The 22,806-nt window shown below is 44.8% G+C and carries 23 protein-coding genes and 1 tRNA gene; 16 read left to right on the top strand and 8 right to left on the bottom strand.

What is annotated here, in order from left to right; translation table 11 throughout:
- The first annotated feature begins 116 nt into the window (after positions 1-116).
- From G6047_RS15615 to G6047_RS15605, 3 genes are all read left to right on the top strand, one after another.
- A complete protein-coding gene (locus tag G6047_RS15615) occupies positions 117-851 on the top strand; it encodes a CDP-alcohol phosphatidyltransferase family protein (protein WP_169528556.1) in 735 nt (244 codons plus the stop codon).
- The gene (locus tag G6047_RS15610) at positions 835-1,683 is read left to right on the top strand and encodes a GH25 family lysozyme (protein ID WP_169528555.1); all 849 of its coding nucleotides are present in this window, start codon (positions 835-837) and stop codon (positions 1,681-1,683) included. The genes G6047_RS15615 and G6047_RS15610 overlap by 17 nt, the downstream gene beginning before the upstream one ends.
- Before the next feature lie 125 nt (positions 1,684-1,808).
- Positions 1,809-2,486 carry a hypothetical protein gene (locus tag G6047_RS15605; protein ID WP_169528554.1) on the top strand — a complete coding sequence of 226 codons (678 nt, stop codon included), beginning with the start codon at positions 1,809-1,811 and terminating at the stop codon, positions 2,484-2,486.
- Positions 2,487-2,594: 108 nt separating this feature from the next.
- On the opposite strand, the gene lptB is transcribed toward G6047_RS15605, so the two are convergent.
- The 4 genes from lptB to G6047_RS15585 all read right to left on the bottom strand — a co-directional run bounded on the left by lptB (position 2,595) and on the right by G6047_RS15585 (position 5,710).
- Positions 2,595-3,347: an LPS export ABC transporter ATP-binding protein gene (gene lptB, locus G6047_RS15600; protein ID WP_169528553.1), complete on the bottom strand. Its 753-nt coding sequence runs from the start codon at positions 3,345-3,347 to the stop codon at positions 2,595-2,597.
- A gap of 177 nt (positions 3,348-3,524) precedes the next feature.
- The gene (locus G6047_RS15595) at positions 3,525-3,884 is read right to left on the bottom strand and encodes a carboxymuconolactone decarboxylase family protein (protein WP_169528552.1); all 360 of its coding nucleotides are present in this window, start codon (positions 3,882-3,884) and stop codon (positions 3,525-3,527) included.
- A 3-nt stretch (positions 3,885-3,887) separates the two neighbouring features.
- On the bottom strand, positions 3,888-4,745 hold the full coding sequence (tatC, locus tag G6047_RS15590; RefSeq protein WP_235946573.1) for a twin-arginine translocase subunit TatC: 858 nt from the start codon (positions 4,743-4,745) through the stop codon (positions 3,888-3,890).
- Positions 4,745-5,710 carry a KpsF/GutQ family sugar-phosphate isomerase gene (locus tag G6047_RS15585; protein WP_169528551.1) on the bottom strand — a complete coding sequence of 322 codons (966 nt, stop codon included), beginning with the start codon at positions 5,708-5,710 and terminating at the stop codon, positions 4,745-4,747. Before G6047_RS15585 ends, tatC begins: the two co-directional genes overlap by 1 nt.
- An 87-nt stretch (positions 5,711-5,797) precedes the next feature.
- Here G6047_RS15585 and recQ point away from each other — a divergent pair, with 87 nt between their 5' ends.
- Complete coding sequence (recQ, locus tag G6047_RS15580; RefSeq protein ID WP_169528550.1) at positions 5,798-7,993, top strand: DNA helicase RecQ; 2,196 nt, start codon at positions 5,798-5,800, stop codon at positions 7,991-7,993.
- A 148-nt stretch (positions 7,994-8,141) separates the two neighbouring features.
- Here recQ and G6047_RS15575 read toward each other — a convergent pair whose 3' ends face one another.
- Positions 8,142-8,381 carry a hypothetical protein gene (locus G6047_RS15575; protein ID WP_169528549.1) on the bottom strand — a complete coding sequence of 80 codons (240 nt, stop codon included), beginning with the start codon at positions 8,379-8,381 and terminating at the stop codon, positions 8,142-8,144.
- A 111-nt stretch (positions 8,382-8,492) separates the two neighbouring features.
- Here G6047_RS15575 and G6047_RS15570 point away from each other — a divergent pair, with 111 nt between their 5' ends.
- From G6047_RS15570 to G6047_RS15540, 7 genes are all read left to right on the top strand, one after another.
- The gene (locus G6047_RS15570; RefSeq protein ID WP_169528548.1) at positions 8,493-9,533 is read left to right on the top strand and encodes an NAD(P)-dependent alcohol dehydrogenase; all 1,041 of its coding nucleotides are present in this window, start codon (positions 8,493-8,495) and stop codon (positions 9,531-9,533) included.
- A gap of 18 nt (positions 9,534-9,551) precedes the next feature.
- The gene (locus G6047_RS15565; protein WP_169528547.1) at positions 9,552-10,469 is read left to right on the top strand and encodes a helix-turn-helix domain-containing protein; all 918 of its coding nucleotides are present in this window, start codon (positions 9,552-9,554) and stop codon (positions 10,467-10,469) included.
- The gene (locus G6047_RS15560; RefSeq protein ID WP_169528546.1) at positions 10,469-11,014 is read left to right on the top strand and encodes a DNA-3-methyladenine glycosylase I; all 546 of its coding nucleotides are present in this window, start codon (positions 10,469-10,471) and stop codon (positions 11,012-11,014) included. The genes G6047_RS15565 and G6047_RS15560 overlap by 1 nt, the downstream gene beginning before the upstream one ends.
- Complete coding sequence (locus G6047_RS15555; RefSeq protein ID WP_169528545.1) at positions 11,011-12,075, top strand: DUF2891 domain-containing protein; 1,065 nt, start codon at positions 11,011-11,013, stop codon at positions 12,073-12,075. Before G6047_RS15560 ends, G6047_RS15555 begins: the two co-directional genes overlap by 4 nt.
- Before the next feature lie 195 nt (positions 12,076-12,270).
- Positions 12,271-12,684, top strand: coding sequence for a DUF6157 family protein (locus G6047_RS15550; RefSeq protein ID WP_169528544.1), 414 nt, complete (start codon positions 12,271-12,273; stop codon positions 12,682-12,684).
- A gap of 38 nt (positions 12,685-12,722) precedes the next feature.
- The gene (locus tag G6047_RS15545) at positions 12,723-14,285 is read left to right on the top strand and encodes an NAD(P)/FAD-dependent oxidoreductase (protein ID WP_169528543.1); all 1,563 of its coding nucleotides are present in this window, start codon (positions 12,723-12,725) and stop codon (positions 14,283-14,285) included.
- A 42-nt stretch (positions 14,286-14,327) separates the two neighbouring features.
- Positions 14,328-16,271, top strand: a complete 1,944-nt coding sequence (locus G6047_RS15540; RefSeq protein ID WP_169528542.1) for a S9 family peptidase — start codon at positions 14,328-14,330, stop codon at positions 16,269-16,271.
- Here the strand turns inward: G6047_RS15540 and G6047_RS15535 are convergent, their stop codons facing one another.
- Complete coding sequence (locus tag G6047_RS15535) at positions 16,272-17,264, bottom strand: hypothetical protein (RefSeq protein WP_169528541.1); 993 nt, start codon at positions 17,262-17,264, stop codon at positions 16,272-16,274.
- 190 nt (positions 17,265-17,454) lie between these two features.
- Between G6047_RS15535 and idi the strand changes: the two genes are divergently transcribed.
- The 5 genes from idi to G6047_RS15510 all read left to right on the top strand — a co-directional run bounded on the left by idi (position 17,455) and on the right by G6047_RS15510 (position 20,058).
- Entirely contained in the window at positions 17,455-17,991 is a 537-nt protein-coding gene (gene idi / locus G6047_RS15530) for an isopentenyl-diphosphate Delta-isomerase (protein ID WP_169528768.1), read from the top strand.
- A gap of 184 nt (positions 17,992-18,175) precedes the next feature.
- Complete coding sequence (locus tag G6047_RS15525; protein ID WP_169528540.1) at positions 18,176-18,586, top strand: 6-pyruvoyl trahydropterin synthase family protein; 411 nt, start codon at positions 18,176-18,178, stop codon at positions 18,584-18,586.
- A gap of 46 nt (positions 18,587-18,632) precedes the next feature.
- Positions 18,633-19,601: a type I phosphomannose isomerase catalytic subunit gene (locus tag G6047_RS15520; RefSeq protein ID WP_169528539.1), complete on the top strand. Its 969-nt coding sequence runs from the start codon at positions 18,633-18,635 to the stop codon at positions 19,599-19,601.
- Positions 19,602-19,648: 47 nt separating this feature from the next.
- Positions 19,649-19,915, top strand: coding sequence for a hypothetical protein (locus G6047_RS15515; protein WP_169528538.1), 267 nt, complete (start codon positions 19,649-19,651; stop codon positions 19,913-19,915).
- A 69-nt stretch (positions 19,916-19,984) separates the two neighbouring features.
- Positions 19,985-20,058 (top strand) — tRNA-Thr (locus tag G6047_RS15510).
- 57 nt (positions 20,059-20,115) lie between these two features.
- Here the strand turns inward: G6047_RS15510 and G6047_RS15505 are convergent.
- Both G6047_RS15505 and G6047_RS15500 read right to left on the bottom strand, forming a co-directional pair.
- Positions 20,116-20,847 (bottom strand): DUF4369 domain-containing protein, encoded by a 732-nt coding sequence (locus G6047_RS15505; protein WP_169528537.1) that lies wholly within the window; start codon positions 20,845-20,847, stop codon positions 20,116-20,118.
- A 79-nt stretch (positions 20,848-20,926) separates the two neighbouring features.
- The gene (locus G6047_RS15500) at positions 20,927-22,759 is read right to left on the bottom strand and encodes a M61 family metallopeptidase (RefSeq protein ID WP_169528536.1); all 1,833 of its coding nucleotides are present in this window, start codon (positions 22,757-22,759) and stop codon (positions 20,927-20,929) included.
- Positions 22,760-22,806 lie beyond the last annotated feature (47 nt).

The raw sequence follows: 22,806 nt of genomic DNA, 5'->3' as shown, positions 1-22,806 counted from the left end.
AAGTAAGGTTTTTTTGTGTGCGCCAAAGACCTCCAAAAGCGCGTAAAATCTGATTTAAAACGGCTTTGGACCCACAATATTGTGCTACATTTGTACATCAACCTTAACTTTTGCGAATGCGCTTATTGTCCCAGCTTCCCAATTTGCTGACCCTTCTTAACCTGTTTTCCGGCTGTATCGCTTTGGGTTTTGCCTTTTCCTTCGGGCCTGAAAATTACTGGCTTCCGTTTGCATTTGTCGCCCTCGGGATTTTCTTTGATTTCTTCGACGGTTTTTTTGCACGTATGTTCAAGACCTCTTCAGAGCTCGGCTTGCAACTGGATTCATTGGCAGATATGGTTACAAGCGGCGTAGTTCCGGGATTGATACTTTTCAGGATGCTCGATCCACAGATTCTTTCAACATTCGGATTACCATTATGGCTTCAATATGCCGCATTTCTGGTCACGTTGGCTTCGTGCTGGCGACTGGCTAATTTCAACCTCGATACACGGCAGACGGTTTCCTTCATCGGATTGCCAACACCTGCAAACGCATTGCTTATCACAAGCCTTCCGATACTCAAATTCGAAGGCTCATTTATGTGGTTCGAACTTTTGATAACGCCATGGGTTTTATTCGGGCTGATTGTTTTCAGCTGCTACATGCTCAACGCCGAAATTCCCTTGTTCTCGCTCAAGATCAAAAAGACGGGCCTTAAGAATTATTTGCTGCCGATAGGATTTTTGCTGTTTTCATTGCTGATGCTGATTGCCTTCGGAATAAAATCGACACCGGCCATCATTCTCGCTTACATCGCAACATCCATCGTTTCCAATTTCTTTAAAAAAACGAATGGCAGCCACGCGTAAACGGTCTTCGGCCAAACCCGCAACCCGACGAGGTAAAAAAGGCTCCAGGATAAAATGGGGCTGGATTGCTACTTTGGTTTTTGTAATGGCATTGGCTTTTGCAGCCTGGCATTACAGAAGCGGGATTGCCTATTATTTCAGCTTTAAGTCGCGTTACGCAAACCAGCAAAAAGAAGGGACGCTTTCTGCCGTGCACACGATCCAGGTTTTGTCAAAACACGAAGGAAAATCCATTGGGTTCGATGTGTCTGAATACCAAGGAAAAATTACATGGGACGCGATTGGCAAAGCCGAAGGGAAATACCCGCTCGATTTCGTATTCATCCGTTCCACGGCCGGAAGCGACAAAACCGATAAAAAATTCGACGACAATTGGACGGGTGCCAAAAAAGCGGGATTCATGCGTGGTGCCTACCATTATTACCGTCCCAACGAAAATTCGCTTCAGCAAGCCGGAAATTTCATCCTCAATACACCGTTGCGAAAAGGTGATCTGCCTCCAATCCTCGATATTGAACAAATGCCTGAGAACCAATCTATGGACAGGCTCAAACTTGGGCTTCACAAATGGCTCGATGCCGTCGAAAAGCACTACGGCGTGCAACCCATAATCTATACAGGCGAAAAATACTATGATTCTTTTTTGGCCGAAGAATTCAGCGAATACACGTTCTGGATTGCGAACTACAACTTTTTTGTCGAAGAAATCGAATCCGGCTGGATGTTCTGGCAATTTACCGAGAGCGCTGAAGTTCCTGGAATTCCGGGCAAAGTAGATTTGAATGTGTTTAACGGACCAAAAGAACGGCTGGAGTATTTTGGGATGGAGTAGTTGGGCGTTATCGTTGCTGTCGATATTTCAACTCATCGACATAAAATTTTAGGTAACTTTACTCTCAATCGAATACTATTTTAAGCCTGCAACCAACGGCCATCCGCGAAATAGCTGCAAACACAATGATAGGAAAAACGACAACACATATTACTTTATCGGCTCTGCTTGTCTTCTCATTTTGCAAAGCCCAGAGATCTGATTTTATCGTCACCACATCACATGATACCATTTATGTCGATAAGACGGATCTGACCGATTTTGAATTCAAGACCGAGACTGCGGGCAAAAAGAAACGATACAGTTTTGATGAAGTAATCAATTATTACATTTCCAGCGAGGACAAACATTACGAGCGGATACCACTTGAAAAGAAAGAGCCCAAACCTGTAGACAGATATGATTATAAAGCAAATGACGATTCTTATGTCACGGATTATGACAGCCGTAAAAAATACAAGTACCTGCAAAGACTTACCGTTGGCAAAGTAAAATTATTCACCGAAGTGGTCATGGAAGGCACGCTTATCGTCGGCATTGGCGGTGCGTCCAGTGGTGTAGCCGCGCGCAAAAACGAAATTTTCTATATTTCAGTCTACGATTCAAAACCGGAACTTCTTAGTGACTATGGGAAATTAAAACTGACAAAGGAAGTAGCCGAATTGCTAAAGGTGTATCTGTATGGAGATGACCAGACAAAGAATCGATTGGATCAGTTGCTGTCAGCAAAGCCTGTCGCCGGCCAGGATCAGATTGTAAAGTTGATTAATGAGTATAATGCCAGGATAGGATTGGGCAAATGACGTTGGCAGCTGTTTCAACCGGTGCGTAAAGCAATTAAGAAAACAATCGCCTGTAATACTGAATGGTCTAGTGCGGGAAATAGGAATGGTATCGTGCTCAAAAAAGAATTATTCCTTCACGGAAAAATCAATCTTCTTCTTCCGCAACTCAAAATTCTGTCCTAAATAAACGCGTCGGACCATTTCATCCTGAACCAATTCCTCAGGCTGGCCGGCCTTTAAGATGCCACCTTCAAACATAAGATAGGTTTTGTCAGTAATGGCAAGGGTTTCCTGTACGTTATGGTCTGTAATGAGGATGCCGATATTTTTGTTCTTAAGTTGGGCCACGATGCGCTGGATGTCTTCTACGGCAACGGGATCGACACCTGCGAATGGTTCGTCAAGCAAGATGAACTTTGGATCGGTGGCCAATGCACGTGCGATTTCGGTGCGTCGTCTTTCACCTCCGGATAATAAATCGCCGCGGTTGGTGCGTATATGCTGAAGCGAAAACTCGTCGAGAAGTGATTCCATTTTGGCTTCCTGTTCCTGTTTGGAAAGTTTGGTAAGCTGTAATACGCTGAGGATGTTGTCTTCTATGCTTAGTTTCCTGAAAACCGATGCTTCCTGCGCCAGATAGCCAATTCCGTATTGGGCGCGCTTATACATAGGAAAGTCGGTGATTTCCTGATCGTCAAGCCAGATTGATCCCTGATTTGGCTTTACTAAGCCTACGATCATGTAGAATGAAGTGGTTTTCCCGGCACCGTTCGGCCCTAAAAGTCCTACGATTTCACCTTGGTTGACTTCTACCGAAATGCCTTTTACAACAGTTCTTTTTTTGTAGGTTTTGATAAGATTATCAGCACGTAGGATCATAATTTGAAAATTGGGTAATTTGAAAATTTGAAAATGACTCGCTATAATAATCAAATATCAAATTTGCTCACAAAATAACTGGATTTAAACGGTAAATCGTAAGATGTTAAGAAATATTTCTTAGGTCATTGCTCATAGTTAACTGACCGATTTACTCGTTTGCCCATTTCCAAGTTTTCAAATTTTCAAATTCTCCTCATTCTCCAAAGCCTCCCAAAACTCATAAGCGCGTCTCAAATGCGGGATCACGATAGTTCCGCCAACAAGCGTCGCGATGCTCATGGCTTCCATCATTTCCTGTTTGGTGACACCTTCTTTGTATGAGGTTTCAAGATGGTATTTGACACAATCGTCGCAACGCAAAACCGCCGATGCTACAAGCCCGAGCAATTCCTTGGTCTTAACATCGAGCGCTCCGGCCGAATAGGCGTTTGTGTCTAGGTTGAAGATGCGCTTGATGACAAGGTTATCGTCGGCAAGCAGTTTTTCGTTCATTTTAGAACGGTAGTCATTGAATTCCTGGACTTGGTTTGACATAATCTATTCGTTAACTTTTGCCTGATTTTCGGCGGCTAATTCAGCTTTTGTTTTTTTGTTCCCGACGATGGCTGCAATCCAAATGCTGGCTTCATAGATGAGCAACATCGGGATCGATACGATAACCTGTGAAACAACATCGGGAGGTGTGACGATAGCCGCTACGACCAAAACCCCTACGATAGCCCAACGACGGTATTTCCTGAGGAATGAGGCCGTTACCAATCCGAGTTTCGCAAGGAAATAAATGATGATCGGCAATTCAAAGAAAAGACCGGATGCAATCAGCGATGTCTTCACCATGCCCATGTAAGAATCAATGTTGAACTGGTTCTGGACTACGGCACTCACTTTGAATGTCGCGACGAAATTGACCGACATGGGAATAATGAGGTAATACCCGAACAAGACACCCAGGAAAAACAATATGGATGAAATGAAGATGAACGTCAGCGCTCCTTTTCGTTCCTTTTCATACAAAGCCGGGCTGATGAAGCGCCAGATTTCCCAAAGAATGTACGGAAACGCAAGGATAAAGCCTCCGGCCACGCACATCCACACGAGAATGTTGACCTGGCCTTCCATTTCTGTATTCTGGATGATAAAGTTAAAATCGTCCGCGGTGATGCAGATATCGGATAAATTCCAGTCGTGGGCCAATTCACAAAAGTAAGTATAGGTAAAGAAATTGGCATTCAGCGGAGCAAAGACAATGTGGTCAAAGATAAAATCGCTGACAAAAAACACGACTGTGGCACCAATCAATACGCCGACGGTGCAACGAACCAGAATCCAACGCAGTACTTCAAGGTGATCCATGAACGTCATTTCGTCCATGTTCTTTTTTTCGCGTTTGGCCATTATACTACTCCTTCTTTTAAAATATCATGTAAATGTATCACGCCTTTATACTGGGAACCGTCGAGCACGATGAGTTGCGTGATTGAAAAATCTTCCATAAGGTTCAGGGCGTCGGTGACCATATCGGTCGGTTTGATGCTTTTTGGGCTTCTTGTCATAATGTCTGCGGCTCGTAAATCACTGAAATTGTCTCGGTCATTGAGCATACGCCGGATGTCGCCATCGGTAATAATCCCGACTACATGACCCTCTTCAACTACGGCAGTAACGCCCAATCGGTTTTCGGAAATCGAAACAATGACGTTTTTTATAGGTGCGTCACAAGAAACTTCGGGTTTGCGTGAACCGTCGAGCATATCGGCCACACGCAACAATAATTTCTTTCCGAGTGCGCCGCCCGGATGGTATTTCGCGAAATCTTCGGCCGAAAATCCCCTCATTTCCATCAGGCACACGGCAAGTGCATCACCCATGACGAGTTGTGCCGTCGTGCTGTTGGTGGGAGCGAGGTTGATGGGGTCGGCCTCGGCATCTACATGGGTATTTAAAATGAAATCCGATTGTTTCGCCAAAAACGACGTAGTGTTTCCTGTTATGGCGATTAATGTATTCCCGAATTTTTTGATGATCGGAACCAAAACCTTGATTTCCGGACTGTTCCCGCTTTTTGAAATACAGATGACGACATCGTCTGGCTGGACCATTCCCAAATCTCCGTGGATGGCTTCGGATGCATGCAGGAATACGGACGGAGTTCCCGTGGAATTCATCGTAGCCACGATTTTCTGGGCGATTATGGCACTTTTGCCTATACCGGTAACAACAAGTCGCCCGCGAGACTCGAAAATGGTTTGGACAGATCTTGAAAAATCTTCGGTCAAAAGTGTTGTCAAATTCGCAATCGACTGGCTTTCAGTAAATATGGTGCGTCGGGCCGATTCCAATATGTTATGAGAATTCATCAAATGTGATGCGGGGTAAAAGTTGTAATAATAAAAGTTTATCGTATCTTTAGGGAAACAAACGTACAAAAAATACCATTATTTCTCAGGATGACCCCACCCGAAATTGACATACACCAACAATTAAGGAAGTATTTTGGTTTTGGCCAATTCAAGGGATTGCAGGAACAAGTCATACGCAGCATTCTTTCCAAAACGGATACGTTCGTAATCATGCCTACAGGCGGTGGTAAATCCTTATGTTACCAATTGCCGGCATTAATGCAGGAAGGAACCGCGATTGTCGTTTCGCCCCTCATAGCCCTAATGAAAAACCAGGTTGACGCCATTCGCGGACTGTCTTCGGAAGACGGTGTGGCGCATGTGCTCAATTCTTCGCTGAACAAAACCGAAATCACCCAGGTTAAGAAAGATATAGAATCAGGAAAGACCAAATTGCTTTACGTCGCCCCGGAATCACTGACCAAAGACGAATACGCCGATTTCCTCAAAGCCCAGAAATTATCTTTTGTCGCCATTGACGAAGCCCATTGCATTTCTGAATGGGGCCATGATTTCCGTCCGGAATACCGCAATCTCAAAAGCATCATCAAATCTTTGGGCGATGTGCCAATCATAGGCCTTACGGCAACCGCGACGCCCAAAGTCCAGGAAGACATCCTCAAGAATCTCGATATACCGAATGCCGCTATTTTCAAGGCATCGTTCAACCGTCCGAACCTGTATTACGAAGTGCGTCCCAAAACCAGGAACGTAGAGGCCGACATCATCCGCTTTATACGTAACCATCGTGGAAAATCAGGGATTATTTATTGCCTGAGCCGTAAAAAAGTAGAGGCGATTGCGCAAGTCCTGCAGGTCAACGGGATCAGTGCGGTTCCGTATCACGCCGGTCTCGATGCCAAAACTCGCGCCAAGCACCAGGATATGTTCCTTATGGAAGATGTAGATGTGGTTGTAGCGACCATTGCGTTCGGAATGGGAATCGATAAGCCCGATGTGCGTTATGTGATCCATCACGATATTCCCAAATCACTCGAAAGCTATTACCAGGAAACAGGTCGTGCCGGCCGTGACGGGGGCGAAGGACATTGCCTCGCGTATTATTCATATAAGGATGTCGAGAAGCTGGAGAAATTCATGTCTGGAAAACCGGTAGCCGAACAGGAAATCGGCTTCGCGTTGTTACAGGAAGTGGTTTCGTATGCCGAAACATCCATGTCAAGGCGTAAATTCCTGCTCCATTATTTCGGAGAGGAATTCGACAGTGAAACGGGTGACGGAGCCGAGATGGACGATAATATGCGCAATCCGAAAAAGAAAACCGAAGCGCAGGAAGATGTCAAACTGTTGCTCACCACAGTCCGTGATACCAAGCATTTATATAAAGCCAAAGAAATCATTTATACGCTTACCGGAAAGATCAACGCCATGATTAAGGCGCACCGTACCGATTCGCAACCGTTTTTCGGAGCCGGGGCAGATAAGGAAGAACGGCATTGGATGGCTTTGATCCGGCAGGTTTTGGTTGACGGCCATCTGTCCAAAGACATAGAAACCTACGGAATCCTCAAAATCACCGAGAAAGGCCTCGATTTCCTCAAGCATCCGGTTTCGTTTATGATGACCGAAGATCATGAGTATGATGAGGATGAAGACGATTCCATCACAACAGCATCAAAAACGGCAGGAGCTACAGATGAAGTCCTGGTTTCCATGCTTCGCGAGCTTCGGAAAAAAGTAGCGAAAAGTGCCGGTGTTCCGCCATACATCGTATTCCAGGATTTTTCGCTCAACGATATGGCACTCAAATATCCGCTCACGTCAGAGGAAATGAGCAATGTTCAGGGCGTAGGCGAGGGCAAGGCCAAAAAATACGGAAAGGAATTCCTCGATCTTATCGGGAGATACGTAAAAGACAACGATATCACAAGGCCTGACGATCTGGTCGTGAAATCTACCGGTGTCAATTCCGCCAATAAACTCTACATCATCCAGAGCATCGACCGTAAGTTGCCGCTTGACGACATCGCTTCGGCCAAGGGCATGAATATGGATGCGTTGCTGAAGGAAATGGAGCAGATTGTCTATTCCGGCACACGCCTTAACATCAATTACTGGATACACGATTTGCTCGACGACGACCAGCAGGAAGAAATCAACGACTATTTCATGGAGGCTGAAACAGACGAAATCGAACTGGCGCTAAAGGAATTCGACGGTGATTACGACCTTGAGGAATTGCGTTTGATGCGGATTAAGTTTATTTCGGAAGTGGCGAATTGAAGATCGGAAGATCACGGGTTCGAAAGATCGGAAGTAAGAGCGTTATGGAATGTCTATTATAATGCTTCGTTCGTTTACGCTAAAAAAATCTCTGTATCTTGATGATGAAAGCGATAAGTTGCACCGAAGCATTTTCTCCCGTCAAAATTCAATGTTCTTCGTAAACTTCCCCCCGATGCGGCTTCAAAGCATCGCGAACGCCAATCATTTCGGCATCTGTCACCACCATAAAAGCGATTGCGTGCATATCGTTGAGGACCTTAAATCCTGTGATATTGAGCGGCAATTTCTCCATAGCGATATATTCCTTCAGATGGATTTCATGATGTTCTGCGGTTTTCTCCGCTGACGGCCCACGGAAATCCCAAATCAGTTTTATTTTTCTCATGCTGCAAATTTAAGGTCATTCCGGCTAATGGAAATACCAAATTGGCTACTTGTGAAGCAAATTGTTGACAGACCTTTGTCATCTTCACCCTCATTGTTAATTATTAATTATATGATACCATCCAAAGGATACGCCGCCCAAGGCCCGGAAACCAATTTAGCCCCATGGAATTTTGAACGCCGCGATGTAGGCCCGCACGACGTTTTGATTGAGATTGCCTACTGTGGCGTTTGTCACACCGATGTCCATTTGACGCGAAACGAATGGTTTCCCGGAATTTTCCCGATGGTTCCCGGCCATGAAATCACCGGACGCATCAAAGCCGTCGGAAATCATGTCAAAAATTTCAAACCAGGCGATCTGGCCGCAGTCGGGGTCATGGTCGATTCGTGCCTGGATTGCGAAGATTGCCACAACCATCAGGAACATTTTTGCCAGGTAAGTCCAGTGTTGACGTATAACAACCTTGATCACGATGGAAAACCGGCTTATGGAGGTTATTCGAATCTTATCGTAGTTCCGGAACATTTTGCGCTCCATGTTTCGGAGAAGCTCGACCTTGCTGCAGTGGCGCCTTTGCTTTGTGCCGGAATCACAACGTATTCGCCTTTGAAACGATGGAAAGTCGGGAAAGGCGATAAGCTTGCGGTCGTCGGTTTGGGCGGATTGGGTCACATGGCCGTTAAATTCGGGGTGGCGTTCGGAGCCGAAGTTACGGTGTTGAGTACGTCCCCAAACAAAGAAGAGGCGGCAAAAAAACTCGGAGCGCATCATTTTGTCGTCACCAAAGACGAAGCACAGATGGAAGCCGCCAAACGATCGTTCAACTTTGTCATAGACACGGTTGCGGCAGATCACGACATCAATCCGTATCTCGCGACTTTAAAAACCAACGGCGTTTACATTAATGTTGGAATGCCATTGAAGCCTTTTGAAATACCATCGTTTACCTTAGCGACCGGAAACAAAGTCGTGGCGGGTTCAGGGGCAGGTGGTATTCAGGAAACCCAGGAAATGTTGGATTTCTGTGCCGAAAACAACATCGTTTCAGATATCGAGCTGATTGATATCAAAACTATTTCAACCGCTTTCGACCGAATGCTCAAAGGAGATGTATTGTATCGTTTTGTAATCGATATGGCAACGTTATAAATTCTATCTTTACGACAGATGAAAGCATCCGAAAAGCCATTTTTCTTCGAATCGATCCCGGAATTCCACAAGGTCCTGGGTTTGCCGGCTCCGTTGCATCCGCTTATCAGCATCAACAATTACAAAGACATTACGGCAGATACGACGGAGATTGCCAAAGGAATGATCCTGAATCTCTACAAGATTTCCTATAAAAAAGAGTTTTCAGGAAAGGTGAAATACGGGCAGCAGCATTATGATTTCGACAACGGCGGATTGTGTTTCGTTTCTCCGAACCAACTGATTTCCGAATCACGACCGGCCCGGAATTACGACGGCTTCACCCTGGTTTTCCATCCGGATTTCATCCGCAGGTATCCGCTGGGAAAAAAGATAAAAGACTACGGGTTTTTCTCCTATTCGGCCAATGAAGCCCTGCATCTGTCGGAATCGGAACTCACGACACTGATGGAAATCTTCAAACATATCGAAATGGAACTGTCGCGTCCCATCGATTCGTTCAGCCAGGATATCATCGTTGCCCAGATTGAATTGCTGCTGCATTACAGCGACAGGTTTTACAACAGGCAATTCCTGACGCGAAAAGCGGTCAACCATGATTTGCTCACACGGCTCGATGAGGTCTTGTCTGATTACTTCGATACGGAAAAAGCGCTTGTCGAAGGTTTGCCATCGGTACACTATATTTCAGACCAGCTCAAAGTTTCGCCAAGGTATCTGAGTGATATGCTTCGGTCTTTGACGGGCCAGAATACGCAGCAGCACATTCATAACCGATTGATCGAAAAGGCGAAAGATATTCTGAGTAATTCAAATGCCACGATATCTGAAATTGCTTATCAATTGGGCTTCGAGCATCCGCAGTCGTTCAACAAAATGTTCAAACAAAAAACACAATTAACGCCAGTTCAATTCAAACAAACTAGTATCAATTAATGTCATACTGCACTGTTATCCCGAATATGCCCGAGCCGCGCCGCTCGTTACACGCCAACTACCATGATAATCATTACGGTTTTCCGATTCATGACGACAACGAACTTTTTGGTCGGCTGATCCTGGAAATCAACCAGGCGGGTTTGAGTTGGGAAACCATTTTGAAAAAAGAAGAATCGTTCAGAAAGGCATACGACAATTTCGATATCAAAAAGGTTGCGGCTTATTCTGAGAAAGATCGCGAACGATTGCTCGCCGATGCCGGAATCATCCGCAACAAACTCAAAGTCAATGCAGCAATTGAAAATGCCAAGACGATCCTGGAATTGCAGGCGGCATTTGGTTCATTTGAGAAATGGCTTGAATCAAACCATCCGAAGACAAAAGAGGAATGGGTCAAACTTTTCAAGAAGACATTCCGGTTCACGGGCGGCGAAATCGTCGGGGAATTTTTGATGAGCATCGGATACCTCAAAGGCGCCCATGATGCGCATTGTGAAGTGCAGGAAAAGATTGCCAAAACGAATCCGATGTGGGCCAGATGAAGCATTTTTTCTATTTGATGGTTCTCGCAAATCTGTCTGGTTTTTCACAGCAGCTATCATTGTCTGATGCCAATCGTCTCGCATCACTTCCACTCAAATGCATGCAGCAGCAGTATCCGAACAAAACGGGTCAGCTCATCAAGGATTCGACTGAAATTGCTTCGCCAAAGCAAATGCATCCGGCATTTTACGGTTGTTTTGACTGGCATTCGTCGGTTCACGGACATTGGTCGCTCGTATATCTGCTCAGGAAATATCCGCAATTGGAGCGTCGGGACGAAATCATTTCAAAGCTCAAAACCAATCTGTCCAAAGAAAATATCGATCAGGAAGTGGCTTACCTGATGCGCGAACATGAAAAGTCCTATGAACGAACGTACGGCTGGAACTGGGTATTGAAATTGCAATTGGAACTCGATTCCATGAACGAGGCTTGGGCCAAAGAACTATCCGATAATTTGCGGCCGCTTTCAAAACTCCTGGTGCAGCGATATGAAGAATTCCTTCCGAAATTATTATATCCGATCCGCTACGGAATGCATACCAATACGGCTTTCGGATTGACGTTCGCCTGGGATTATGCCGTGGCTACGAATGATGTGGTTTTCCAGAAAAGCATCCGTGACAATGCCATCCGTCTTTTCAAAAACGACGAGGATTATCCGTTCCAATGGGAGCCGAGCGGAACCGATTTCCTGTCGCCCGGAATGGAAGAAATAGCCATCATGCAACGGGTTTTGCCTCAAAAGGAATTCCTCGACTGGATCAAAAAATTCGCGAGGCCACTCACCAAAAAAGATTTTACGTGGGAAACTGCCAAAGTGAGTGACCGGACAGATGGTCATTTGGTTCACCTCGACGGATTGAACTTTTCCCGTGCGTGGAATTTTTACAGCCTGATCCGTCAGTATCCAAAAGAATTCGGGCATTTGAAAAAGCTGGCGGACGAGCATTTGAATTTTTCTTTGCCTGCCATAACCGACGGAAATTACGAAGGCGAGCATTGGCTGGCGACTTTTGCGTTACATGCGTTTGAGGAAAGAAGTTTCTTGAAAGATTAAGAATGAAGGAAGATAAATCGCCGTTTTGGAACAACCTGTATAACTATCAACAGTATAAGTTCGGAGTGGTGATCATTTTGCTTGCCATAGTCTTGCTTGCCGGATTTTTTAAATGGCTGATTGGGATACTGTGGCATTTTGAACTGTGGACTTTTAAAAATCTACAAGTTTAAAATCCACAAATTGGAAAAAGAAATGAAGCAACATACGACGAATCATATAAACACGCTGATCCTGCCGGCAGAAGATGCACCGGTGCATCATTCGGAATTGCCGCCAGTAAAAGACAAACCATCAGTCGCTAATTTGCAGTTGGAGTTGATCGCGGCAAATCCATATACATACACTTCGGACGATGTCTTGTTCACGGTTTTTGCCGACAGGAACAACATCCCGCAACATAAACGAAAGGAAGCGCGTGAAGAATTCTTCTCGAAAGGACAGGCCTGCCTGCGGGCTTCACCCTTGACCAAACGCTATGGGTGGGCCGTTCATAATGATGCGGAAGGAAAAGTGGCTCTGGTAGATACTTCTTCGCAGGAATTCACGGAGTTGAAATCAGACGAATCCATCCTCAAAGTAAAAGCAATGCGGAGTTCGAGAAAGTAAGTTTGTAACCATACTTTACAATTGGCTACTTTTGCCACATGCCCAAAGAACTTCTCACACAAGTCGCACCAGCTGTCGCCGCCGATTTAAATCAAGTCAAAGAGCACGTTTCCAAAATGCTGCGTTGTTCTCCATTTGATATTTCGCACCTTTCGATTCGCAAGCGTTCCATCGATGCCCGACAGAAGTCCATAAAAGTGAACCTCAAGCTTGATGTTTATTTTCAGGGAGAAACTTTTGTAGAACAAGCACCTGAACTTCCCGATTACCAAAATGTAGAAAATGCCCGCGAAATCATTGTAATAGGGGCAGGCCCGGCCGGTCTGTTCGCGGCTTTACAACTTATTGAATGTGGGCTAAGGCCGATTGTGATTGAAAGAGGTAAAGACGTTAGAGGCAGACGTCGCGACCTCAAAGCCATCAACCGCGACCATATCGTAAACGAAGATTCCAATTATTGTTTTGGGGAAGGCGGAGCAGGAACGTATTCCGACGGAAAATTATACACCAGATCCAAAAAGCGGGGCGATGTGGACAGAATCCTCGAATTGCTTGTCGCTTTTGGTGCTTCTGATGAAATTTTGATTGAGGCACATCCGCATATCGGAACCAATAAACTGCCTAAAATCATTGAAGACATCCGGAACAAGATCATCGAATGTGGCGGAAAAGTGCTGTTCGACACCAAAGTTGTCGATATTCTTACGGAATCGAATCAGGTCAAAGGAATCGTGACCCAAACCGGCGATAAAATCCTGTCGGATCATATCATTCTTGCCACGGGCCATTCCGCACGAGACATTTTTGAGCTGCTCGACAGAAAGAAGATTTTCATCGAAGCCAAACCGTTTGCATTGGGTGTTCGCGCCGAGCATCCGCAGACCTTGATAGATCAGATTCAATACTCCTGTGATTTCCGCGGCGAGTTTTTACCGCCTGCGCCATATTCCATCGTAAAACAGGTCAACGGTCGCGGCATGTATTCGTTTTGTATGTGTCCGGGCGGCGTGATTGCGCCTTGTGCCACAAGTCCGGGTGAAGTCGTCACGAATGGATGGTCGCCTTCCAAACGCGATCAGGAAACGGCAAATTCAGGAATCGTAGTGGAATTGCGGTTGGAAGATTTTGTTCCGTTTGCCAAATTCGGGGCGCTTGCAGGTATGGAATTCCAGAAAAGCATTGAACAAAAAGCGTGGAATGTAGCTGGACAGACCCAAAAAGTTCCGGCCCAGCGCATGATTGATTTTACACAGACGAAAGTCTCTGCAGATATTCCAAAAACATCTTACGTCCCGGGGACGACTTCGGTGGAATTGGGGCGGGTTTTTCCGGGTTTCATCACGCAAACGTTGCGTCAGGGATTTGTGGAATTCGGCAAGTCGATGCGCGGTTACCTGACCAACGATGCTGTTTTGCATGCACCGGAATCCCGGACTTCGTCGCCCGTAAGGATTCCGCGTGACGCGGTTTCTCTGGAACACGTCCATCTCAAAGGACTGTATCCGTGTGGGGAAGGAGCAGGTTATGCAGGCGGTATCGTATCGGCTGCCATCGACGGTGAAAAATGTGCACTGAAGATTGCCGAATCTATCCGTCGTTAAAATTTATCCCTGTATATTTGAGAGATACTCAATCGTCTTTCAATGAATTCAAAACTAGTCGCACTCGCTTTCTTTTTGGCATCGGCAGCACTTCATTCCCAAAAAACAAACAATTTAGTCCAGCCCAACGAAAACCTGGTTACGGTCAATATTCCGGAAATCAGCAAAGACCTGGCGGCAACTGTCAGAAAATATACCGAGGCGCGCTCTGCTGTTTTGGACGATATCAGTCCCGATGGAAAATCCATCATAATTGGAACCCGATTCGGGAACACGACACAATTGCATCAGGTTGTCCAGCCTATGGGAGCACGGACACAGCTGACATTCTTTGAAGAGCCGGTCAATTTTTGCTCTTTCGAACCGACTCAGGGAAAATATCTGGTCTATTCCAAAGACTCGGGCGGGAACGAATTCGGCCAATTGTACAAACTCGATTTGCAGACACTTGAGTCCACATTGCTGACAGATGGCGGACGTTCGCAAAACGGGGAACTTGTCTGGCGCAAAGATGGCAAAGGATTCTATTTTGCATCGACCAAACGCAACGGAGGCGACCGCGACTTGTATTACATGGATATGGAAAATCAACCAACCGCGAAACTGGTTCTTGAAGTCAAAGGTGGCGGATGGGGGATTTCTGATATTTCTGACGACGGAAAATCACTGCTCGTTTCGGAATACATTTCGGCCAATGAATCCCATATCTGGATGTTTGATACCGCGACAGGAAAATTGTCACAGGTGACAGACAGAAAATCAAAAGGTGTCGTTAACCAGGAAGCCAGTTTTTCATCTCAAACAGATTTGATATGGCTTATTACGGACAAAGACAATGAATTTCAGAGGCTTGCCACATATAATCTCAAAACCAGGAAATACGAATTTTTTACCACTTCGATACCTTGGGGCGTAGATAGCTTTATACTTTCTGAAGATAAATTCCATATCATGTTCGTGACCAATGAAGCCGGAACCAACAAAATGTATAAGATGGATACTGCCGATAAAAAAATCTCTCCGATAGCAGGAATTCCGGTAGGGCTTATTGGGAATATGCAGTTCACCCGCGATGCAAAAAGCCTGTACTTCTCACAGGCAACCGCAAAGAGTTCTTCGGATGTTTACAAAATTGAATTTCCTTCGGGCAAGATCAGGCGGTGGACGCAAAGCGAACTTGGCGGCATTCAGGAAAGTGATATCTCAAATCCGGAATTGATCGAATGGACGAGTTTCGACAAACAGAAAATCTCAGGGTTTTATTATCCGCCAGCTTCGAAATTTTCTGGAAAAAGACCTGTAGTCATCGTAATCCACGGCGGGCCTGAAGGTCAGTCGCAGGCAGCTTTTCTCGGCGGAAACAATTACTTCACGAATGAAATGGGCGTGGCCCTTATACTGCCGAATGTACGCGGATCATCTGGTTACGGAAAGACATTTTTACAAAAAGACAACGGGATGTTTCGGGAAGATTCGGTCAAAGACATAGGTGCTTTGCTGGATTGGATTGCACAACAACCTGGACTCGACAAAGACCGTATCATGATCATGGGCGGCAGTTATGGAGGTTACATGACGCTCGCGACGGCTTTTCATTATGCCGATAAAATTCGTTGTTCGATAGATATTGTGGGGATTTCAAACTACAATACGTTCCTCAAAAACACCGAGGAATACCGCCGTGATTTGAGGCGTGCGGAATACGGGGACGAACGCGATCCTAAAATGGCGGCTTTCTTTGATAAAATCGCGCCTTTGAACAACATCGATAAAATCAAGAAGCCGTTATTCATCATTCAGGGAACGAATGATCCACGAGTGCCGGTTTCAGAAGCAATACAAATGCGCGACAAATTACAGGCGGCCGGAAATACGGTTTGGTATCTGGAAGCCAAAGATGAAGGCCACGGTTTTAGAAAGAAGCAGAATATCGATTACCAACGTTTGGCCACTATTCGTTTCATGCAGGAATATCTGGTCAATTAATCAGCGCTTTGCCATCAAGGCATCGATTTTTTTGAGGACTGATGCATACGGCTTGAAATTCTGTTTTTCAATCAATCCGTACAACTGAAACAACGCGTCATCGCGTTGGGTTTTGTCCTTTTGATTAGAAAATATGCTGTCGCACATGGTGTCCAGCAATGCTTTCGACTGAGCCGTTTTGTAGGCGCAGACCGCATTTTGATAATCCTGGTTGGTATAGAATGACGGCGAAGCTTCTTTGAGTGTCCCAAAGAAACCCGCATCGGGAAAATAAGAAATCGCTAAATACGATTTTTCCTTCTGCTCTTTCAGGAATGTTACATCTGACGGATTTTTGAACCGCGCCAACGTAGCCAGCAATTCCTCGGACGCATACTTGCGGGCAAAGAATTTTATGCGTTCGTAGTTTTTGGACTTGTATTGAAGCGTCTCGAAAATCTGGTTCAGCGTCTGCGGATGTACTTCGTTTTTGGCCAGGGCCATCGCAGTCAGTTTCGGCAGGAAAGCATCACATTCGGCAACTGTCCATTTGGTGCTGTAATCGCGTCCGAACAAACCTTTAAGCTCGTTCTGGACATTCTTGGAATTCGTCTTTTCGTAGTATTTCTTGCGTTCGGCTTTTTCCTTCTGACGTGCTACGGCCGAAAATAACTCAGCAGCCGAAGTGGTTTCGTAAGAAATCGAACCTAGTTTTTGAATGACAGTCCGGTTATCTTCAAGAAAATCCCGGAACAATTGTTCTGTTTTGGGTGATTTGCGCTCGACGAGTTCGGTAGCGATTGCAATTTTTGTTTCGGAATCGGCATTTTTGGCTGCGAGAAGCAGTTCGTCATCTTTTGCCGTTTTGAGATCGGGTGTCGTAGTGGCTGTATGTTTCTGGATTGATTTTTCAGAATCGTCCGCCTGTGCAATCAGTTGTGCAGCTGCGTGATTCTTTTGGGAAAATCCGGCGACACATACTAAAAATAAACTGCAGGTAATAAATGATTTCATACGTTCCATGTAGGTTAAGATTTGGGTTTTTTAACGGTAGAATCGTCTTTTTCAATTAATTATATTCAGATTTGGGACTCTAAAACTAAACAAAAAATGCAATCGGCTATCGTACTCTTACATTTTTAACACTTATGTCTTGTCATAAAAACACCAAAAAAGGCCTTTCAATTTTGTATTTTTGAAGCCTATGTCTCAAAACCAGGAAGAAAAAGTAATACTTGTCGACACCCAGGATCGTGAACTCGGCTTGATGCCAAAACTCGAAGCCCATGAAAAGGCGGAGCTGCACAGGGCCTTTTCTGTTTTTATCCTCAACCATAAAAATCAGGTGATGTTGCAACAGCGTGCGGCCCATAAATATCATTCGCCTTTGTTATGGACGAATACCTGCTGCAGCCATCAAAGGCCCGGAGAGGGAAATGCCGAGGCAGGAATGCGACGACTTAATGAAGAAATGGGGTTTAGTGTCCCGCTCAAAGATTTGTTCCATTTTATCTATAAAGCACCTTTCGACAACGGTTTGACAGAACACGAACTCGATCATGTTTTAATTGGCTATTATGAAGGAGCGCCGGTTATAAATCCGGAAGAAGTCGCCGATTGGAAATGGATGGACATTGATGAATTGCGTCAGGATATGGAAGCTAATCCGGCAATCTACACGGTATGGGCACGTATTATTTTTGACGAGTTCTATCACTTTTTGGAAGAGCATAAAAGTTAACAGATAACAGTTAACGGTGAAATTCGGGCTGAAAAATCGAATTAATAAATAGGCTTTTTAATAGTGATAGCATATTTTGTATCTGACAATATTGTAGTTAGCAAATAGTAATGTAAGTTTTAATATAAGAAAATAAATTGTCTAACTAGATTAACTGTTAACCGTTGACTGTTAACCAAAACAAATGATAGTAACCGTTTCCCGCCACGCCCATTTCAACGCAGCCCACAGGTTGTACCGCAGCGACTGGTCTTTTGAACAGAACGATGCTGTTTTCGGCAAGTGCAACAATGCGAATTTCCACGGACACAATTACGAACTCATCGTCAGTGTTACCGGTGAAGTCAATCCTGAAACCGGATATGTCATGGATATTAAGATGTTGGCCGATATCATTCACGAAGAAGTGGAAATTCCGTTCGACCATAAAAACCTCAATCTCGATGTTCCCGAATTCGCCAATCTGAATCCGACAGCCGAACACATCGCTTACGTCATCTGGAACAAACTGCGAAAACGCGTCGACCCAAAAGTATCGCTGGAAGTAAAGCTCTACGAAACCCCCCGCAATTTTGTAACCTACAAAGGAAACTGATTCCAAAAACCCGAAATCAAATCAACGAATCAATACATCAACATCAATGTCCTTCAAATCCTATCCCTTCCAATTCCAACCCATCCTCAAAGAAAGAATCTGGGGCGGAACCAAATTAAAATCGGAACTAAATAAACCCATAACATCCAATATAACCGGCGAAAGCTGGGAATTGTCTACCGTAAAAGGCGACGTCAGCGTTATTGCAAATGGCGACTATGAAGGCAAATCACTTCAGGAAATCATTGAAAACTATCCGGCGGAGCTTTTGGGCGAACGTGTCTACAAAAAGTTCGGTGCCGAATTCCCGTTATTATTTAAATTCCTCGATGCGCGTGAAGACCTTTCGATACAGGTGCATCCGAACGACGAATTGGCCCAAAAGCGCCATCATTCTTTCGGAAAAACCGAAATGTGGTATGTGATGCAGGCCGATGCAGGTTCAAGAATCATTGCCGGTTTCAAACACGATTCCAATCGCGAGGAATTTTTATCGCATGTACACAACAATACTATCGTAGATATTCTTGGAGCCGTTCCTGCAAAGGCCGGAGATGTATATTTTCTCGAAACCGGAACTGTCCATGCCATAGGTGCCGGCGTTTTGATTGCAGAAATCCAACAGACATCGGACATCACGTACAGAATTTATGATTTCGACAGGGTCGATGCCAACGGAAACAAGCGGGAATTGCACCTCGATCTATCGCTTGATGCCATAAACTACAAGGCGTCAACGGCATTGCAGTCTCATACTGACGAAACCAATAAGGTCAATACGTTGGTCGATTGCCCCTATTTTACGACCAACCTTATTCCGCTTGACGGGGAATATAAATCGGATATTCCAGGTGGTACTTTTTCGGTTTACATGCTGGCCAAAGGAAATGCGACAATGACGGTTAACGGTTCGGAATATCAATACAATCAGGGAGATACAATCCTGATTCCGGCCGATTTGAAAGGTGTCAGCTTTTCCGGAAAGGCAGATTTGCTTGAAATTTATATTTCCTAGTTGGCCAAACTGTCGTACTTTTGCGCCAATCTTAAAAAGAAGCTATCATGGCAAATGTCAGAAATTTAAAAAAAGACATCAATTACGTTTTGGGTGACATCATCGAAGCGGTTTACATTCATGAGATGACAACCGACGGAAAACCGACACCTGCAACCAATGCACTTATCGATGAGGCGATTACCGCTTTTGATGATTTGATCCGCAAGGTGAACGCAAAAGGTGTTGAAAATAAAAAAGCACACTTCAAAGCAATTACTGCCGAGTTGGAAACGTCTGCAAAGAAACTAGTTGACAAAATCAACGCCTTGTAACATGATAAATTTTCCCGGATTTGTTGCAGAATAGAATCCGGGAATTTATATTTGCACCACAATTGAGTCGCCGGTGTAGCTCAGCTGGCTAGAGCAGCTGATTTGTAATCAGCAGGTCGTGGGTTCGAGTCCCTCTATCGGCTCAAAATAAAAACCACCTTTTTACGGGTGGTTTTTTTTATGCCTTATATTTTTGTCAATTATTTGGATGAGTTGGCTGCAGTATCTTCTGTCTTATGTCTTTCTGCTACATATTCCCCAAATATTTTCCCGTATTTCGATTTTGCGATTTTCGGCGTAAGTGATTTGTTTATCGTATCCATGAATTTCAATCCTGCATCAGGTATTTCAACGATAGCCAGATAAGGTGCAATTTCCTTGTCTTTATTGGTCATGATGAAATTGATGGTATACAAATAACGCCTGCGTATCAAAGCATCATATTTGGCTTTGTCTTCTGCCGGCAGTGTCGTTTTGTTTTTGAAGGCTTCAAGATCTTTTGCCGTAATTTCGAGTTCCTGGCCTACGAAACGTGACTTGATCACCTTGAATTTATCGTACAGTTCCTGATTCTTCGACCCGGTGATTTTGGCTTTTGCATAAAACGTTTCCAGATTGGTGTCGATGTTCATCTTTCCGGGTTCTGCAAAAAACGCAAGGCTGTTGTCTATGGAATTCGTGGTGCCGCGATCCAGGAATAAATACAGCATTTCAGGCTCGGCAATATCAATCACTGTCGAAAATTTTGAATCGCCGGCAATCTGGATACTGTCCAGGACAACAAGGCTGGTATCTTTTTTCTGCTTGATATAAAGCGTTCCTTTACTCAGGCCGTGCACGTCGCCCGTAATGGTAAGGTTACCTTTTTTTTCTTCTTTCTGACAAGCCACAAACAATAGAGCTGCGGCAAATACGGTGGTAATTTTCTTCATATACATTGGTTCGGGCGCAAAAATAAAAAATCCCCGACATCTTTGAGGTGTCGGGGATTAATATGTTGCTAATTTGGAATTATCCTTTGAGCCAGGCTTCACGAAGTTGTGCTTTCGATTCGTCTGAAATTCTGTAGCCGACGGCTTCTTCGTATGTCAATTTCACTTTTCCTTTAAGTGTGGATTCTGTACCGCCGCGTTTTACGACCATGGTAATATCGTCGTCTTCCTTCCAGCTCTGGCTTCCCATAAGCATATCATAGATGTTGTCCAGATTGTAAGCTGTCCCGTTTACAGATACCAAAATGTCGCCACCTTTAAGCCCCAATGATTTCATAAAATCTGTCTGTTCGATACCTTCGATCATGATGATTTCCTTGGTTGTCGGATTTACGGTAATCAAGGGTTGTTGCCCTTTGATGAACACGTTCCCCGGAACTTTGCGCGTCGACTTGGTCACCCCTACTTTAGCGAAAAACTCGTCATAATTGATAGGAGTCGTTCCCGCAACATAGGTTTTGAGGAATTCACCTACTTCCGGATAGGTCAATGAAGTGATTTTTCCAAAAAGATCGGCATCTTTGAACGGTTTGTCCATGCCGTATTCACGTGACAGTTTCTGCATCAGATCAAGAATGCCACGCTGTCCGTTGCTTTTTTCACGGATGATGATGTCGATGCACATTCCAATCAACGCGCCTTTTTCATACACGTTCAGGTATTGTGCCTTATACGGTTCAACCAAAACGTTTGCACTCATTTGGGTGAATGACATGGTGTCGTTCATTTTTGAAGCGTGGTCGATTTTGCCGGCCATCCTGTCGAAGAAATCATCTTCTGAAATCAATCCCTGGTTCACCTGGAACAAATTCGCGAAATATTCCGTAACTCCTTCGTACATCCATAGATGCTCAGACATCTTCGGATCGGCATAATCAAAATACTGGATTTGTTCTGCGTGGACCGTCAACGGCGTCACGATATGGAAGAATTCGTGTGAAACGGTATCGATAAGAGCGGGAAGCAACTGATCCTTAGGCATCGCTTCCGGGAAAACCACAGTTGTGGAAGTATGGTGTTCCAACGCCCCGAATCCTTGTGCATCAGGCTTGGTCATATCGCTCATATAAAGCAATACTGCATATTTCTTGGTTGAATTTACATTGCCAAGGAATTTTTTCTGTGCCTGCATCGTGCGTTCCAGTTCCGGCTTCAGCGATTCTGCTGTAAAAGCCCCGTTTGGCGAATACACAGCAAGAAGGATTTCCATGTCTCCGGCTTTGAACGTTACATAATCCGGCTTGGAATACATAATCGGGTGATCGCCCACTTCAAAATAGCGCGAATATTTGAACAGGTCTTTGGTGTCTGAACTATCGTCATCCGTCAGTGAAGTCGCACCCCAAAGTGTAGCCGGATGCGTAATGGTCACTTCATAAGGCAACTGATCCAATCCCTGGAAATACCCGACAAATCCGTGCATGTTGAGCATGAAGTTCTTCCCGGCATCAATGTTTGTTCCGGCAGGTGAGAAAATATCGTGTTCGTCTTCGATATCGTAGGTGTCGTTGACTAAATAGGTCACTTTTGCCAGTTTCTTCGCCCCTGAAATTTCCCAGGAATTATCGTCGGTTTTTTTGGTCTCGAGCGCTTTTCCTTTGGAGTCGAACGCTTTAAGGTCGTCGATGTATTTTCCGTAGTTGTCGGTGGAATACGTACCCGGAACTGTTTTAGGAATGTGGAAAACAGCTTTGTCCGATTTCATTTTAGGTGCATCCAATGTCACCTGTACTTTGTCATTCGTGACATTGTTCAGGTCGATGGCGGCCTTTACAGTCTCTTTATTTTGGGCAACGGCCGAAACACCGTAAACAGAAGCGGCCCAAACAAAGGCCAGAAGGATTTTTTTCATTAATTGGATTTTTTGAACCGATAAGTGCGCGAAGATAGAAAATTGTT

The organism is Flavobacterium silvaticum (genome assembly GCF_012911565.1).
GTDB classification, from domain to species: domain Bacteria; phylum Bacteroidota; class Bacteroidia; order Flavobacteriales; family Flavobacteriaceae; genus Flavobacterium; species Flavobacterium silvaticum.
The sequence above is the reverse complement of the archived record's forward strand: the minus strand, read 5'-3'. Positions and strand labels throughout refer to the sequence as shown.

Bases quoted from the DNA above. Each gene is read 5' to 3' on its own strand.
- G6047_RS15535 (WP_169528541.1), bottom strand. From the start codon at position 17,264: ATGAAATCATTTATTACCTGCAGTTTATTTTTAGTATGTGTCGCCGGA.
- G6047_RS15550 (WP_169528544.1), top strand. From the start codon at position 12,271: ATGAAGCAACATACGACGAATCATATAAACACGCTGATCCTGCCGGCA.
- G6047_RS15605 (WP_169528554.1), top strand. From the start codon at position 1,809: ATGATAGGAAAAACGACAACACATATTACTTTATCGGCTCTGCTTGTC.
- G6047_RS15570 (WP_169528548.1), top strand. From the start codon at position 8,493: ATGATACCATCCAAAGGATACGCCGCCCAAGGCCCGGAAACCAATTTA.
- G6047_RS15505 (WP_169528537.1), bottom strand. From the start codon at position 20,847: ATGAAGAAAATTACCACCGTATTTGCCGCAGCTCTATTGTTTGTGGCT.
- lptB (WP_169528553.1), bottom strand. From the start codon at position 3,347: ATGATCCTACGTGCTGATAATCTTATCAAAACCTACAAAAAAAGAACT.
- G6047_RS15500 (WP_169528536.1), bottom strand. From the start codon at position 22,759: ATGAAAAAAATCCTTCTGGCCTTTGTTTGGGCCGCTTCTGTTTACGGT.
- G6047_RS15515 (WP_169528538.1), top strand. From the start codon at position 19,649: ATGGCAAATGTCAGAAATTTAAAAAAAGACATCAATTACGTTTTGGGT.
- G6047_RS15610 (WP_169528555.1), top strand. From the start codon at position 835: ATGGCAGCCACGCGTAAACGGTCTTCGGCCAAACCCGCAACCCGACGA.
- G6047_RS15615 (WP_169528556.1), top strand. From the start codon at position 117: ATGCGCTTATTGTCCCAGCTTCCCAATTTGCTGACCCTTCTTAACCTG.
- G6047_RS15565 (WP_169528547.1), top strand. From the start codon at position 9,552: ATGAAAGCATCCGAAAAGCCATTTTTCTTCGAATCGATCCCGGAATTC.
- G6047_RS15545 (WP_169528543.1), top strand. From the start codon at position 12,723: ATGCCCAAAGAACTTCTCACACAAGTCGCACCAGCTGTCGCCGCCGAT.
- G6047_RS15540 (WP_169528542.1), top strand. From the start codon at position 14,328: ATGAATTCAAAACTAGTCGCACTCGCTTTCTTTTTGGCATCGGCAGCA.
- G6047_RS15595 (WP_169528552.1), bottom strand. From the start codon at position 3,884: ATGTCAAACCAAGTCCAGGAATTCAATGACTACCGTTCTAAAATGAAC.
- G6047_RS15525 (WP_169528540.1), top strand. From the start codon at position 18,176: ATGATAGTAACCGTTTCCCGCCACGCCCATTTCAACGCAGCCCACAGG.
- idi (WP_169528768.1), top strand. From the start codon at position 17,455: ATGTCTCAAAACCAGGAAGAAAAAGTAATACTTGTCGACACCCAGGAT.
- G6047_RS15520 (WP_169528539.1), top strand. From the start codon at position 18,633: ATGTCCTTCAAATCCTATCCCTTCCAATTCCAACCCATCCTCAAAGAA.
- G6047_RS15555 (WP_169528545.1), top strand. From the start codon at position 11,011: ATGAAGCATTTTTTCTATTTGATGGTTCTCGCAAATCTGTCTGGTTTT.
- G6047_RS15575 (WP_169528549.1), bottom strand. From the start codon at position 8,381: ATGAGAAAAATAAAACTGATTTGGGATTTCCGTGGGCCGTCAGCGGAG.
- recQ (WP_169528550.1), top strand. From the start codon at position 5,798: ATGACCCCACCCGAAATTGACATACACCAACAATTAAGGAAGTATTTT.
- G6047_RS15560 (WP_169528546.1), top strand. From the start codon at position 10,469: ATGTCATACTGCACTGTTATCCCGAATATGCCCGAGCCGCGCCGCTCG.
- tatC (WP_235946573.1), bottom strand. From the start codon at position 4,745: ATGGCCAAACGCGAAAAAAAGAACATGGACGAAATGACGTTCATGGAT.